12 protein-coding genes and 1 tRNA gene are annotated in these 13,722 nt (G+C 58.7%); 10 read left to right on the top strand and 3 right to left on the bottom strand.

Going from position 1 to position 13,722, the window contains the following annotated elements:
* The first annotated feature begins 41 nt into the window (after positions 1 to 41).
* Positions 42 to 5,405, top strand: coding sequence for a DUF7507 domain-containing protein (locus tag H8695_RS03885; RefSeq protein ID WP_249299576.1), 5,364 nt, complete (start codon positions 42 to 44; stop codon positions 5,403 to 5,405).
* 111 nt (positions 5,406 to 5,516) lie between these two features.
* Here H8695_RS03885 and H8695_RS03880 read toward each other — a convergent pair.
* Both H8695_RS03880 and H8695_RS03875 read right to left on the bottom strand, forming a co-directional pair.
* Positions 5,517 to 5,592, bottom strand: a tRNA-Ala gene (locus tag H8695_RS03880).
* Positions 5,583 to 5,762, bottom strand: coding sequence for a hypothetical protein (locus H8695_RS03875; protein WP_249299575.1), 180 nt, complete (start codon positions 5,760 to 5,762; stop codon positions 5,583 to 5,585). Before H8695_RS03875 ends, H8695_RS03880 begins: the two co-directional genes overlap by 10 nt.
* A gap of 15 nt (positions 5,763 to 5,777) precedes the next feature.
* Here H8695_RS03875 and H8695_RS03870 point away from each other — a divergent pair, with 15 nt between their 5' ends.
* The 9 genes from H8695_RS03870 (at position 5,778) to H8695_RS03830 (ending at position 12,702) form a co-directional block, all read left to right on the top strand.
* A complete protein-coding gene (locus H8695_RS03870; protein WP_249299574.1) occupies positions 5,778 to 6,824 on the top strand; it encodes a DUF262 domain-containing protein in 1,047 nt (348 codons plus the stop codon).
* Position 6,825: 1 nt separating this feature from the next.
* Positions 6,826 to 7,431: a hypothetical protein gene (locus H8695_RS03865; RefSeq protein ID WP_249299573.1), complete on the top strand. Its 606-nt coding sequence runs from the start codon at positions 6,826 to 6,828 to the stop codon at positions 7,429 to 7,431.
* Complete coding sequence (locus H8695_RS03860; RefSeq protein WP_249299572.1) at positions 7,428 to 8,258, top strand: prenyltransferase/squalene oxidase repeat-containing protein; 831 nt, start codon at positions 7,428 to 7,430, stop codon at positions 8,256 to 8,258. The genes H8695_RS03865 and H8695_RS03860 overlap by 4 nt, the downstream gene beginning before the upstream one ends.
* 149 nt (positions 8,259 to 8,407) lie before the next feature.
* Positions 8,408 to 9,709 carry a phenylacetate--CoA ligase family protein gene (locus H8695_RS03855; RefSeq protein WP_249299571.1) on the top strand — a complete coding sequence of 434 codons (1,302 nt, stop codon included), beginning with the start codon at positions 8,408 to 8,410 and terminating at the stop codon, positions 9,707 to 9,709.
* A gap of 15 nt (positions 9,710 to 9,724) precedes the next feature.
* Entirely contained in the window at positions 9,725 to 10,162 is a 438-nt protein-coding gene (locus H8695_RS03850) for an ACT domain-containing protein (protein WP_283243594.1), read from the top strand.
* 123 nt (positions 10,163 to 10,285) lie between these two features.
* Positions 10,286 to 10,522 carry an AbrB/MazE/SpoVT family DNA-binding domain-containing protein gene (locus H8695_RS03845; protein WP_249299569.1) on the top strand — a complete coding sequence of 79 codons (237 nt, stop codon included), beginning with the start codon at positions 10,286 to 10,288 and terminating at the stop codon, positions 10,520 to 10,522.
* The gene (locus H8695_RS03840) at positions 10,509 to 11,240 is read left to right on the top strand and encodes an ABC transporter ATP-binding protein (protein ID WP_249299568.1); all 732 of its coding nucleotides are present in this window, start codon (positions 10,509 to 10,511) and stop codon (positions 11,238 to 11,240) included. Before H8695_RS03845 ends, H8695_RS03840 begins: the two co-directional genes overlap by 14 nt.
* On the top strand, positions 11,237 to 11,974 hold the full coding sequence (locus tag H8695_RS03835) for an ABC transporter permease (protein WP_249299567.1): 738 nt from the start codon (positions 11,237 to 11,239) through the stop codon (positions 11,972 to 11,974). Before H8695_RS03840 ends, H8695_RS03835 begins: the two co-directional genes overlap by 4 nt.
* 119 nt (positions 11,975 to 12,093) lie before the next feature.
* On the top strand, positions 12,094 to 12,702 hold the full coding sequence (locus H8695_RS03830; RefSeq protein WP_249299566.1) for a lactate utilization protein: 609 nt from the start codon (positions 12,094 to 12,096) through the stop codon (positions 12,700 to 12,702).
* Between the two features lie 54 nt (positions 12,703 to 12,756).
* On the opposite strand, the gene H8695_RS03825 is transcribed toward H8695_RS03830, so the two are convergent.
* Complete coding sequence (locus H8695_RS03825) at positions 12,757 to 13,602, bottom strand: putative ABC transporter permease (protein WP_249299565.1); 846 nt, start codon at positions 13,600 to 13,602, stop codon at positions 12,757 to 12,759.
* Positions 13,603 to 13,722: the final 120 nt, after the last annotated feature.

The raw sequence follows: 13,722 nt of genomic DNA, 5'->3' as shown, positions 1-13,722 counted from the left end.
TGCTCTTTGACACGCCGCGAATCCCAAAAAGGAGACTTCATATGGCAGCGACCATAACGGGGATTGTTTTCAACGATCTCAATCACAACGGCCAGTACGACACGGGCGAACCGGGGATTCCGGGCGTCTATGTCACTCTATACAGTGCGGGCGGGTGCACGACAACGCAGACCGATGCCGCCGGAAACTACGGCTTTTCGGTGGCGTCGGCGGGTACCTACACGGTCTACGAGCCCGTGGCGAGCCCCAACGCCTGTCCACCCACTGCATTCTATCAACCCAACGGCTTTACCATGTCAAATGGACCGCGAAAGCTGACGCTCAGCGTGACGGCGGCCCAGGTCAACAACGGGGCCGTAATTGGCTCACAAAATTTCAGCCATGACACAGTGGACAACCCGCTTGTCTGCAACACACGGCTGATTCAGTTTGTGGGGCGACCCACCAACTGGTACAACATCAACATCGTCACCGGTCAGTCGGTTCTGCAGGGGCCGGTTTCACCGGCACATGATGTCAACGCCATTGGCTACAACATTCTCGACAACTATCTCTACGGCTACGATCATACCACCAACAACATCGTCCGAATCGACGAGACGGGCAATCTGATCCAGTTGCTGAGGCCCACGGGGCTTCCCGCGAGCAATTACAACACCGGAACCTTTGACATCAGCGGTTTTCTGTATCTGTTTGTCAACAACGGCACCCGGTTTTACACGGTGGATCTGCGTCCCAATTCCGCGACGTTTATGAAACTGGTGGATCCCGCGGCGGGATACACCGAGCAGACATCGAACTACGGCACGGCGCTCTCTGCCGCGACCAACATCAGCGACTGGGTCTACGACCTCGTGGACGGCGACCTCTACGGAATCCAGCGAAACGGCGTTTTGACCCGCATCGTACCCGCAACGGGGCAGGTTACATCTCTCACCACCACCGCGCCGAATCCCGACGCCTCGTTCGGCGCCGTCGCCATCGACAGCACCGGCACCATCTATGCCATCGCAAACAACGACGGCACCATCTACAAGTATACGTTCAGCGGGAATACGGCAACCGGCACGGCGTTTTCCAAGACTTTTTTTGATTCGTTCAACGACGGCACCATGTGTCCCACGGCGGCAGTCAATGTGGACTATGGGGACGCTCCCGACACCGGCAGCGGGAACGGGCAGGGAAATTACAACACGCTGCTCGCCAACAACGGCCCGCGGCACGAGCTGATCAACGCACTCTACCTCGGAACACAGGTCACCGCCGATCCGGATGCGCACCAGAACGCAACTGCGACCGGAGACGATCTGACGCTGGGCATTCCAGACGACGGGCTCACGCTGCCGCTGACCCCTGTGTCGCTGAGTGCCACGAGCTATTCGCTGCCTGTGACGGTGACGAATCAGACGGGTGTCCCCGCCAATCTCTACGGCTGGATCGACTTCAACAAAAACGGCCTCTTTGAGCCGGACGAGGCGGCGCCGGTGGTCAGTGTGCCAAGCGCGACAGGAACCCAGACGGCAGTTTTGACTTTTGCCATCCCGGCTGGAACCCTCAGCCCCGGCGACACGTTTTTGCGCCTGCGGCTGACGACCGATTCCCTCTCGGGCGCGACGGGCATTCAGGATGGCAGAAGCGTCGGCCCAGCCTCAGACGGCGAGGTCGAGGACTATCTGATCACCCTGGCGGCCATTGCCGATCTCGCGGTGGTAAAGACGGCTGACCGGGCCACACTGACAACCGGTGAGACGATCACCTACACGATTGCTGTGAGCAATCTCGGCCCCGACCCGGCGACGGACAGCGTGCTCCATGACGTGGCTCCAGCGGAGCTCACGGGGGTGCTGTACAGCACGGACGCGGGGGTGACCTGGTTTGTCTGGCCGGGCAGTCTTTCGCTCGGCACACTGGCTCCCGGTGCCTCGAACACCATTTTGCTGCGGGGTGTCTACAGCGCCGCGGGAAACGGTGCTGTGGCCAACACGGCCGAAGTTACGACGTCGGCGACCGACCCCGACCTGAGCAACAACACCTCGACTGTCATCACGCCGGTCGTACCGTCGGCCGATCTGTCGGTGACAAAGACTGCAGACCCCGCATCTGTCACGGCCGGACAGCAGCTCACCTATACGCTTCGCGTTGCGAACGGCGGCCCCAATACCGCCCAGAATGTGATTTTGACCGACGCCGTCCCGAGCGCCGTGCTCAATGTGGAGTATTCCACTGACGGCGGCGTCACCTATCAGCCCTGGAGCGGCTCACTTTCGCTGGGAGATATGGCGATAAACGCGGTTGAGAGCGTTCTCATACGAGGCATCGTCGACCCTGCCGCAAGCGGTTCCATTGTCAATACGGCAATTGTGGCCTCGGTTACGCCGGACCCCGATCTGAGCAACAACACCTCGAGTGTTGAGACACCGGTGGAGGAGTCGGCGGACATCTCTGTCGTAAAACTGGGCAGCCCGAAGCCGGTTCAGGCCGGCCAGACTCTCAGCTACACCGTCGCCGTTGCAAATGCGGGCCCCTCGGTGGCGCAGGCGGTCACACTGACCGACCCCGTTACGGGTGAGCTCACAGACGTGGAGTTTTCCACTGACAACGGCGCGACGTTTCAGAGCTGGCCCGGCTCATACCAAGTCGGCGACATGGTCCCCGGCAGTGCCCGGACGATTCTCATTCGCGGTACGGTGAGCTCCTCTGCTGACGGCGACATCGAGAATACGGCGACGGTGTCGAGCCCGACGCCCGATCCCGACCCGACCAACAACTCCTCAACGGATGTGACCCCGGTCGATCTCAGCGCCGATCTCGCGGTGACCAAGACCGGCAGCCCGAGCCCAGTGCCGGCCGGAGGTGCTTTGACCTACACCGTGACGGTGACGAACAACGGCCCGTCCGATGCGCAGACGGTCACACTGAGCGATGCGATTCCCGCTGAGGTAGAGAGTACGGAGTATTCGCTCGACGGCATCTCATACCAGCCGTGGGCCGGATCCGTTGTTCTGGGAACGCTGGCGCAGGGTGCGAGTCAGACCGTTTTGATCCGCGGCACGGTCGCCGCGGCGGCAGCCGGAACCATCTCCAACACGGCGGTGGTGTCGAGCCCGACGCCCGACCCCGATCCAACCAACAACGAGGACACCGTCATCGTTCCGGTCAACACCTCGGCCGACCTGGCCGTGACAAAGTCGGGCGCGCCGAATCCGGTCAACCGCGGGGAGCTGTTGACCTACACTGTGACGGTGACAAACAACGGTCCCGACCCCGCTGTTGACGCAGTGCTCACCGATGCTGTCCCGGCGGAGCTGACGGGCGCGGAGTTTTCTGTCGACGGCGGCGCAAGCTGGCAGAGCTGGACCGGCACCTACGCGCTCGGAACTCTTGCAAACGCGGCCAGCAGACAGATTCTCATCCGCGGCACTGTCACGCCCGCGGCCGCGGGGCTCATCGAAAACACCGCCGTCGTGTCAAGCGACACGCCCGACCCCAATCCCGACAACAATGAGGCGACTGAACTCACGGCGGTGGGCGAGGCTGCGGACCTGTCGGTGGTGAAAACCTCATCCCCCTCGCCGGTGCAGGCGGGAGACCAGCTGACCTACACAGTGGTCATTGCCAACGCCGGCCCGGATGCCGCACAGAATGTGGAGCTGGCAGATTTGCTGCCGTCGGGGCTTTTAAATCCCGAATTTGCGGTGCAGGGCGGTTCCAATTTTGCACCCTGGGTCAGCCCCTATCAGGTGGGGACACTGGCCGCCGGAGGTCAGTTCACCGTCACCATCCGTGCGACGGTAGACCCGTCGACTGCACCCGGCGTCATCTCCAATACCGCCGTGGTGAGCAGTTCCACGCCCGACCCGGAACCGGATAACAACACAGATTCTGAGGACACCCCGGTGGAGGTTCTAGCCGATGTGGTGGTGACAAAGGTTGCAAATGCAACACCCGCCGTGCCGTCGGAGTCCTTTGGCTACACGATCGCCGTGACCAATGCCGGCCCCTCCGACGCACAGAATGTGATTTTGACCGACGCAGTGCCTGCGGCGCTGCTCGTACCGGAGTTCTCAGTCGACGGGGGAGGGAGCTACTTTCCGTGGAGCAGCCCCTATGCGCTCGGAACGCTTGCAGCCGGCGACAGCCGCAGCATCCTCATCCGGGGAATTGTCAGCCCGTCTGCCACAGGTGCGCTTCTCAACACCGCCGTGGCGGCAAGTTCCACCCCGGATCCCGACCTGTCAAACAACACCGCGACGGATGAGACGCTGATTTTATCCGTGGCCGATCTCTCCGTTGTCAAGACGGGGAGTCCGAACCCCGTGTCCGCCGGGGGGCAGATTGTCTACACGCTCGCTCTGGCAAATGCGGGCCCGGCCGAGGCTGAGAACGTCGTACTCAGCGATGCGCTGCCGCAGGGACTGAGCGCGGCGGAGGTGTCGCTGGACGGCGGTGTGAGCTGGCTGCCGTGGAGCGGAACGCTTTCCGTCGGCAGTCTGGCGGCAGGGGAGGCACGTACTGTTCTCATCCGCGCTGCAGTGGGCTCCGATGTGACGGGAACGCTTCAAAACACCGCGGTGATCTCGAGCGACACGCCCGACCCGAATCCCGACAACAACACCTCCACCGAGGAGACCGCCGTGGAGGCCTCGGCTGATCTCGCAGTTGTGAAGACGGCCCAGCCCTCCCTTGTCGTACCGGGCGATGAGTTGACCTACACGGTTGTTCTCTCAAACGCAGGGCCGGCGGATGCCCAGAATGTACTGCTGAGCGATGAGCTTCCCGCTGCGCTTCTCAACGCCGTCTTTTCGACTGACGGCGGCGCCACGTGGCAGAGCTGGAGCAGCCCCTACGCGCTCGGAACGCTTACAGCCGGCGAGAGCAGAAGCATCCTGATTCGCGCCACGGTGGGTTCCGCCTCCGGGTCCATTGTCAACACGGCCGTGGTGAGCGGCACCACTCCCGATCCGGACCCGTCAAACAACTCCTCTTCGGTTGAGACGCCTGTGGGAGCGCTGGCTGATCTCTGTATCACCAAGACGGCCAGTCCCTGCCCGGTGGGGCGCGGTCAGCGACTGGTCTATACGATCTGTGTCGCCAATGCCGGGCCGGGCGACGCGCAGGAGGTGACGATCGCCGACACGCTGCCGTGTGAGCTGTGCAACGGGGCACTTTCTCTGGATGGCGGCGCCTGCTGGCAGCCCTGGAGCGGAATCTATACACTCGGTACGCTGCCGGCGAACACCTCCGTGTGCATTCGGGTATCGGGTGTGGTGAGCCGCTGTGCCTGCGGCAATATCGTCAACACCGCGCGGGTGCTCTCTGCAACGCCTGACCCAAACCCCGACAACAACACCGCGTGCACCACAACCCCGGTAAGAGGCGGCTGTGGCAGTTCATCCTGCTGCTGAGTACGCGAGCCATAGCATAGAATAGAAGAGACCTGCGGCCGACGGCCGCAGGTCTCTTTGTGTAAAAAACAAAAGCTTGCGAGTAATCTCGCAAGCTTTTGTTTTCTTAGGTGGTGGAGACGAAGAGGATCGAACTCTCGACCTTACGGATGCGAACCGTACGCTCTCCCAGCTGAGCTACGCCCCCATTTTTTCGACGAATTCTATTTTACCACAAATAAAAATTCGGTCAAGAGGTATTTTTAAAATTGGCGTTTTTTGAGTGGCGCAAAAACTTACATATTTTTTACCGCCCTTGGCATAATGTGGACAGAGGACATCTGTTTCGATTATAATGGGGGTGAAACGTTGAATCATTTGGGAGGCGACAGCTTGAAAAATTTTGATTCCCGGACATACAGCATCAACGACTTTGTCGAGTGGGATGAGCGTAAGCAGCTTGAGATCGCGCCGAAGTTCCAGCGCCGCTCGGTCTGGTCGCCCCAGGCGAAATCCTATTTGATCGACACCATTCTGCGGGACAAGCCTCTGCCGAAGATATTCATCCGCTCGATCACCGACCCAAAGACCCGAACCACTCTGCGCGAGATTGTCGACGGACAGCAGCGCACGCGCGCTATTTTATCCTTTGTGCACGACGGCTTTCGGGTGAGCAAGGTCCACAATGAGGAGTACGGTGGGCTCAAATACTCGGAACTTCCCGAGCAGGTGCAGGCGGAATTTTTGAAGTATGAGATTTCGGTTGATCTGTTGCTCGATCTCGACGACCGCGATGTGCTCGACATCTTTGCGCGGCTGAACACCTACTCCATCGCTCTGAACAAGCAGGAACTGATCAACGCCAAATATTTTGGCTACTTCAAACAATTTGTCTATAAGCTTGCCGGCGACTACCTCACGTTCTGGAAAGAAAACGGCATATTTACCGACCGACGTATCATGCGCATGGCGGAGGTGGAACTGGTCACCGACCTTGTCATCGCCATTCTCGACGGCATTCAGTCGCACAAGTCGGCGGAGAAGTACTATCAGCTCTACGATGAGAGTTTTGACGCGCGCAAACAGGTGGAGGAGCGCTTTCACGCAACCATTGACCTGATCGGCAATCTCTTTGACAATGGGCTTGGAGACACGGCCTTTCGCAATGTTCCCATTTTCTACTCCATGTTTCTGGCGCTCTACCATATGAACTATGGAATCAAGGGGCTCGATGCGCCGCGGTGCGCGATCACCAAAAGGGAATACCCCAAAGTGAAAAACGCGCTCGAGGAGCTCGACAGCATTCTCACCAGCGAAGAGGTACAACCCGAACACTATGAGTTCATCAGCTCCACGCGCGGCGCTACGGCGGATGTGCCGGCCCGACGCACCCGCAGCGAGTTTATCAGCCGGATGATCTTCGAGAATCTGGAGTCGTGACATGACAGATGATCGAAGGCTCGACACGCTGCTTGAGGAGTTTCAAGGCATGTGTGATGTCTGTCTCAAATGTTTTTACAGCGCGGTTGATCTCCATGAAAACCACCCTGAAATTCGACCGCTGTTTGATGACGCCATGCGTGATATGGTCGTTGAGCAGGCTTTCGCCCGTGTACTCAATGAGTGGCAGAACTTTCTCGAACAGAGCTTTCTGCTGCTCATGCTAGGTGTGCCCCTGCGCGGCGGCACGCCGGTGAAAACCTATGTCTCCCCGCTCGATATTGAGCATGCGCAGCGCCTCGTTCGCAACACCAACCCCTATCCCGACTGGGGAGATTTGGACAAGGTCCTGACCTGTGCGGAAAACTTCTTTGAGAGCGGTGGCCCGTTTGCGGTGCTCAAGACCATGCGCAGCCAGCTCAATGCGGTCAAAAAAGTGAGAAACCGCGTTGCCCACAACTCGGCAAAGGCCCGCAAGGACTTTGAGAACCTTGTGCGCGGCGTCAAGCCGAGACAGACATTTTTCGAATACTATACGGTCTATCTCAAGGATGTGGCGGAACTGCTCACGGGCCCGCCGCTACATAGCGACGGAGGAACCCCATGACCCAGCAGGAACGACAGGCGGATATCGAGGCGATCCTCTCCCACCGGAGAGACAATGGCGGCGATTTCTGGGCCACGGCAGACGGGCGGCTGCTCAAGGGAGCGCCCTTTTCCACGATCGAGTGCGCAGGCTATCTCGTTGAGCTGGGGCTGCCGCCGGAGGACCCCGTCATGCTTGCAACGGCGGAGCGTATTCTGCAGGCCTGGCGGGAGGACGGACGTTTTCGCGTGTATCCCCAGGGTGTAATTTACCCCTGTCAGACAGCGCATGCGGCGTCGGCCCTCTGCCGGATGGGATATGCGAGTGATGCACGGCTGCAGAAGACCTTTGAATACTTTTTGGACATTCAATACCACGACGGCGGCTGGCGCTGCGGAAAATTCAGCTTTGGCCGCGGGCCCGAGACCGAGTATTCCGACCCCTTTCCGACGCTGACCGTTCTCGACGCTTTCCGCTTTCTCGAGGGCTATGAGAGCATACAGCTGCTGGACCGGGCGGTGGAGTTTCTTCTCTTTCACTGGACAGTCCGACGGCCGATTGGCCCCTGTCACTATGGAATCGGAACTCTCTTTATGCAGGTGGAATACCCCTTTCGCGGCTACAATCTGTTCCACTATGTCCACACGCTGTCCCACTATCGCCGCGCCCGGGAGGATCCGCGCTTTCAACAGGCCTTTGAGACGCTTCGCCAGAAGACGGTGGACGGGCAAATAGTCGTACAGCGGGTGGTGCCAAAGCTCGCAAAATTGAACTTCTGTAAAAAGGGTCAACCGAGTGACGCGGCGACACAGCGCTATCGAGAAATACTGGAAAACCTTGAAAAATGAGATGGGCGTGGCCGTAGGCCGCGCCTTTTTTGCATTTTTTGGGGCAAATTCTATTGTCGGTTTTCGACGTTACTGCTATAATGATGACAACTTGGAATACAAGGGAAATAGAAGACGCATTCTCTGTAAAGGAAAGGACTGGCATCGGTATGGAACACTACTATCAGCCCGAGATCGAATGTGCATCCCGGGAACAAATCAGGGCCTGGCAGGATGAGAGACTTGTCAAAACCGTGCGCCGCGTGTGGGACAATGTGCCCTACTACAAAAAGAAGATGGTCGAGCGCGGCGTGACCCCAGACGACATCCGGTCGGTGGACGACCTGCGAAAGCTGCCCTTTCTGACCAAGGATGATCTGAGGGACGCCTACCCCTACGGCCTGATGGCGACGCCGCTTCACGACTGCGTGAGAATCCAGTCGACCAGCGGCACGACCGGCCGCCGGGTGGTGGCCTTTTACACTCAGCACGATATTGATCTCTGGGAGGACTGCTGCGCACGCGCTATCATGGCGGCCGGCGGCACGGCGGACGATGTGGTGCACGTCTGTTACGGCTACGGTCTTTTCACCGGCGGCCCGGGGCTCAACGGCGGTTCGCACCGGGTGGGCTCGCTGACGCTGCCGATGTCTTCGGGCAACACGGACCGTCAGATTCAGTTCATGTGCGATCTCGGCTCCACCATCCTCTGCTGCACGCCCTCCTACGCGGCCTATCTCGCGGAGAGCATCTGTGAGCGCGGGCTGCAAAATCAGATCAAGCTCAAAGCCGGCATCTTCGGCGCCGAGGCGTGGACGGAGGAGATGCGCCGCGACATCGAACAGAAACTCGGTATCAAGGCCTATGACATCTATGGTCTGACGGAAATTTCGGGCCCGGGCGTCTCCTTTGAATGCAGTGCGCAGACCGGCATGCACATCAACGAGGACCACTTCATCGCCGAGATCATCGATCCCACGACCGGCGAGGTTCTGCCCGACGGTGAGAAAGGTGAGCTGGTCTTCACCAGCATCACCAAGGAGGCGTTCCCGCTTCTGCGCTACCGTACGCGCGACATCTGCGTACTCACGCGGGAACCTTGCTCCTGCGGAAGAACCCATGTCAAAATGTCCAAACCGATGGGGCGCAGCGATGATATGCTCATTGTCAAGGGCGTCAACGTCTTCCCGTCTCAGGTTGAAACCGTACTTCTCAACAAGGGTTACCCGGCAAACTACCAGATCGTCGTCAGCCGGGAGAACAACAGCGACAAGCTTGAAGTTCAGGTCGAGATGACGCCGGAGATGTTCTCCGACGCACTCAGCGAGGTCTCCACGCGCGAGAAAGAACTGGTGGAGGCGCTCAAGGCCATGCTCGGCATCCACGCGGTGGTGAAACTCGTCGCGCCGAAGAGCATCGTGCGCAGCGAGGGCAAGGCCGTACGTGTCATTGACAAACGCAAACTCTATTAGGAAGGGAGCGATACCATGACCGTCAAACAGATTTCTATTTTCATGGAAAACCAACCCGGCAAGCTCGCGGAGTTTACAAAGCTGCTCGAGAGAAACAACATCGATCTGCGCGCGCTGTCCATCGCCGACACGCAGGACTTCGGCATCCTGCGCGTGATTGTGGACGATTCGCTCGCCACCATTCAGATTCTGCGCGAGGCGGGGTATGTCTGCTCGGTCACGCCGGTTCTGGCACTGGAAATTCCCGATCAGCCGGGCAGCCTTGTGAAACTTCTCAACATTCTCGGCGACAGCGGCGTCAACATCGAGTACACCTATGCATTTCTCTCGCGCAAGAAAGACCGCGCCTTTATCATTCTGCGGGTGGCCGACAACGCACAGGCCATTGAGGTGCTCGGTCAAAACGGCATTCAGCCGATCTGCCAGGAGGAATTTGCAGAGATCTTCGAATAAAAGCAAAGAAAGAGGCGTCGCATGACGCCTCTTTTTTATGCAGTTGACAGACGGCGCAGAAAAATGTATCATAAGTATGAAAAATTATATTTTTCATACTTATGATACAAGCGAGGGTTTGCCATGAAAGCGCCGGAGGGAAAATACATGGGTTCGGTCAAAGTGGGCGAGAGAGGACAGATTGTCATTCCCAAAGCCGCCCGCGAACTGTTTGGCATTCAGCCGGGCGACACGCTGTTGCTTCTGGCGGATGTGCAGAGGGGAATCGCACTGGTGCAGTACGATGACTACTTTGAGTTTGCCAAGGCGATTTTTGAGGCGGGAAAGCCGCCGAAGGAGGAGCACCATGACGGCGATTGAGACGCGTGGCCTTTCCAAAATCTATGGGAAAAAGGCTGCTGTCAGTGAGCTGGATCTCGCCATTCAAGCGGGGGAGTTCTTTGCTCTGCTGGGACTCAACGGCGCAGGGAAGACTACGACCATCCGTATGCTGACCTGCCTGACGAGACCCACGGGCGGCGATGCGTTGATTCTGGGCAGAAGTGTGATACGGGAGCCGGAGGCTGTCAGAAAATGCGCCAATATATCCCCGCAGGAGACGGCGGTTGCTCCGAATCTCACCGTGAGAGAGAATCTGATGCTCATCGCACAGATCTACGGAATGAGTCGGGCTCAGGCCGCACGCCGGACAGATGAAATCACGCAGCAGCTCTCACTCGACGAGATTGTGAAGAGCCGGGCGAAAACCCTGTCAGGTGGCTGGCAGCGCAGATTGAGTCTTGCAATGGCGCTCATAACACAGCCCAAAGTGCTCTATCTCGACGAACCCACCCTGGGACTTGATATTCTTGCCCGCCGCGAACTGTGGAGAGCAATGGAAGATCTCAAGGGGCGGGTTACCGTTGTGTTGACCACCCACTATCTCGAGGAGGCCGAGGCACTCGCCGATCGGATCGGCATCATGGCGAACGGTCGGCTCAAGGCAGTTGGTACGGCAGCAGAGATCAAAAGTGCTGCCCGCAGCGACAACTTTGAGGATGCGTTTCTCGCGCTTGCACAGGGGGGAGGCACGGTATGAAAAGTGTGGTCTTTGCTGCGCGAACACAGCGGGAGCTGCTGCGCGACCCGCTGAGTCTCTCCTTTGCGCTTGGGTTCCCGCTGGTGGTTTTGCTGCTGCTCACGGCCATTCAGGCGAATATTCCGGTCAGCCTGTTTGAGCTCGATCAGCTCGCTCCGGGAATTGCGGTGTTCGGTCTGTCCTTTGTGGCGCTCTTCTCGGGACTGCTCATTGCAAAGGACCGGACCAGCTCTTTTCTCACGCGGCTTTTTGTCTCGCCAATGAGACCGGTCGATTTCATACTTGGCTATACGCTTCCGCTTGTTCCGCTCTCCCTCGCCCAATCGGCTGTTTGTCTTGCAGCGGCTCTTGCGCTCGGTCTGCGTGCAACTGCGAGGCTGCTGCTGGTACTCGTCACATTGCTGCCAACGGCTGTCCTGTTTATTGCGATAGGTCTTCTCTGCGGAAGTCTTTTGAGCGATAAACAGGTTGGAGGGGTCTGCGGAGCGCTCCTGACAAACCTGAGTGCCTGGCTCAGCGGTATCTGGTTTGACCTCTCTCTGGTTGGAGGCGCTTTTGAGACCATCGCGTATCTGCTTCCTTTCGCCCATGCAGTTGACGCGTCGCGTGCGGCGCTGTGTGGCGACTACGCGGCGATTATGCCCCATTTGTGGTGGGTGATCGGCTATGCGGCGGCGCTTTTTACAATTGCAGTGGCGGTGTTTCGGCGAAAGATGACAGGCGACAAAGGCTAGTTAAGGAAATCACAGCATTCGCACTGGTGTGGACGGCTGTTGAGGTTGCGATGGACGGCTGGCCGGCAGAGAGCATTTTTCAGAATGGGACATATCGAAACGGAGAATGGGAGCGTGACATGGACAGAGAAAAGCTGATTGCGGCGTTTGAGAGAAACAACTACCGCGCGCACTTTTTTGAGACGGCGGCACAGGCTGTCGACTATCTGGACCGTGAGATCGACGGACAGACCGTGGGCTTCGGCGATTCGCAGACACTCTATGACATGGGTGTCTACGAGCGGCTGGCCGTCCACAATGAGGTGCACGACCCTCAACACAGACCGCAGGGTGCATCCTTTCATGAGGTGGCGCGCGAATGTCTGTTGACCGACGTTTTTCTCACCTCAGTCAACGCCGCGAGCGAAAGCGGGATTCTGGTCAACATCGACGGCACCGGCAACCGGGTCGGCGGCTCGCTCTTCAGCCACAGGAGGGTCTTCTTCATCTTTGGCGTCAACAAGATTGCACCGACGCTGGAGCAGGCCGTCTGGCGCGCGCGCAACATCGCGGCGCCTCTCAACGCGAAGCGGCACGGCTATCGGACACCCTGCGCGGTAAAGTGCGACGGATGCTACGACTGCGCGAGTGCCGATCGAATCTGCAACGTGCTCGCCATTCACTACAAGAAGATGCGCGGTACTGATGTTGCCGAGATTGTTATCATCAACGAGAAACTCGGGCTGTAAAGAGCGCTCCGTCCACAGGACGGAGCGCTCTTTTTGTCGTCAGAGACAGCTGCACTATTTTTTCTTTCGGTCGCGCCTCTTGTGTGCACGCTCTGCGCGCAGGGAGGCGAGACGGTCGGCGGCCGCCTGTTTGAAAGTCTCGAGCCCCTCGGCCCAGCGCTTCGAGCTCATCCGCGGGAACGCCCTGAGCAGGCGCTGAAAGGAGAACTGCTCAAAACGGGGAAGTTCCGCAAAGCGTTCGCGAAGCCGCTGGCGAAACTCATCGAGCTCGGGGTTGCCCGGATGCTCGGCGCGCCATTCAGCAAGCCGCTCGTTCCACTTTTCGGCCGAAAGCTCCCACTTTTCGCCAAATTCGGCCGCCGCTGCGCGGAAGCGGGCCAGAGTTGCCCTGAAGTCGATCAGAGACCGCACGGTCAGCGTGATATCCACAACGAGCACGGTAAAAAGCACGAGGGCAACGCAGGAGCGCTCACCATCCGGCAGCAGGCCGATGAACCATACGACCAGCGGGTGGATAAAGTAGATCACAGCGACCGCCATCAGACCGAAGAGGATGGAGTTAGTCAGGCACACGCGGCCATTCAAGTGGAAGCGGTGATTGGAATAGTCCCACCAGCGGGCGTGAAAGAGCCACTCCATCAGTACGCTCGTGACATATTCGAGCGCGCTCATCACGAGCAGTCCAAGCGCGAAGACTGCGAGCGGATGCGCGGCAACGGGCTCGAGAAGCCACACGCCGAGAAGCGCCCCGCAGCCGTAAATCGGACAGAGCGGCCCATAGAGAAAACCGCGGTTTATAAATTTTTTCGCCGGTATGGAGCAGTAGACCACCTCACAGCACCAGCCGAGTACGCTGTAGAGCAAAAAGTAGAGAAACCAGAGTTCCGTTTGTGCCGGCACGTATGCCACTCCCTCAATCAAACTGACAACAGTATACCGCATCGCCGGCTACGCGCGCCATAGACAGATTGCACGATTTGTCCGAAGCAGCAGATTGAACAAAGAGCTTTTTGACAATTT

Origin of the sequence: Feifania hominis, from assembly GCF_014384765.1 — a bacterium.
GTDB lineage: Bacteria > Bacillota > Clostridia > Oscillospirales > Feifaniaceae > Feifania > Feifania hominis.
The sequence above is the reverse complement of the archived record's forward strand: the minus strand, read 5'-3'. Positions and strand labels throughout refer to the sequence as shown.

Coding starts and splice junctions, on each gene's coding strand:
- H8695_RS03860 (WP_249299572.1), top strand. CDS start 7,428: ATGACCCAGCAGGAACGACAGGCGGATATCGAGGCGATCCTCTCCCAC.
- H8695_RS03850 (WP_283243594.1), top strand. CDS start 9,725: ATGACCGTCAAACAGATTTCTATTTTCATGGAAAACCAACCCGGCAAG.
- H8695_RS03835 (WP_249299567.1), top strand. CDS start 11,237: ATGAAAAGTGTGGTCTTTGCTGCGCGAACACAGCGGGAGCTGCTGCGC.
- H8695_RS03840 (WP_249299568.1), top strand. CDS start 10,509: ATGACGGCGATTGAGACGCGTGGCCTTTCCAAAATCTATGGGAAAAAG.
- H8695_RS03855 (WP_249299571.1), top strand. CDS start 8,408: ATGGAACACTACTATCAGCCCGAGATCGAATGTGCATCCCGGGAACAA.
- H8695_RS03875 (WP_249299575.1), bottom strand. CDS start 5,762: ATGATTCAACGTTTCACCCCCATTATAATCGAAACAGATGTCCTCTGT.
- H8695_RS03830 (WP_249299566.1), top strand. CDS start 12,094: ATGGACAGAGAAAAGCTGATTGCGGCGTTTGAGAGAAACAACTACCGC.
- H8695_RS03865 (WP_249299573.1), top strand. CDS start 6,826: ATGACAGATGATCGAAGGCTCGACACGCTGCTTGAGGAGTTTCAAGGC.
- H8695_RS03845 (WP_249299569.1), top strand. CDS start 10,286: ATGAAAGCGCCGGAGGGAAAATACATGGGTTCGGTCAAAGTGGGCGAG.
- H8695_RS03885 (WP_249299576.1), top strand. CDS start 42: ATGGCAGCGACCATAACGGGGATTGTTTTCAACGATCTCAATCACAAC.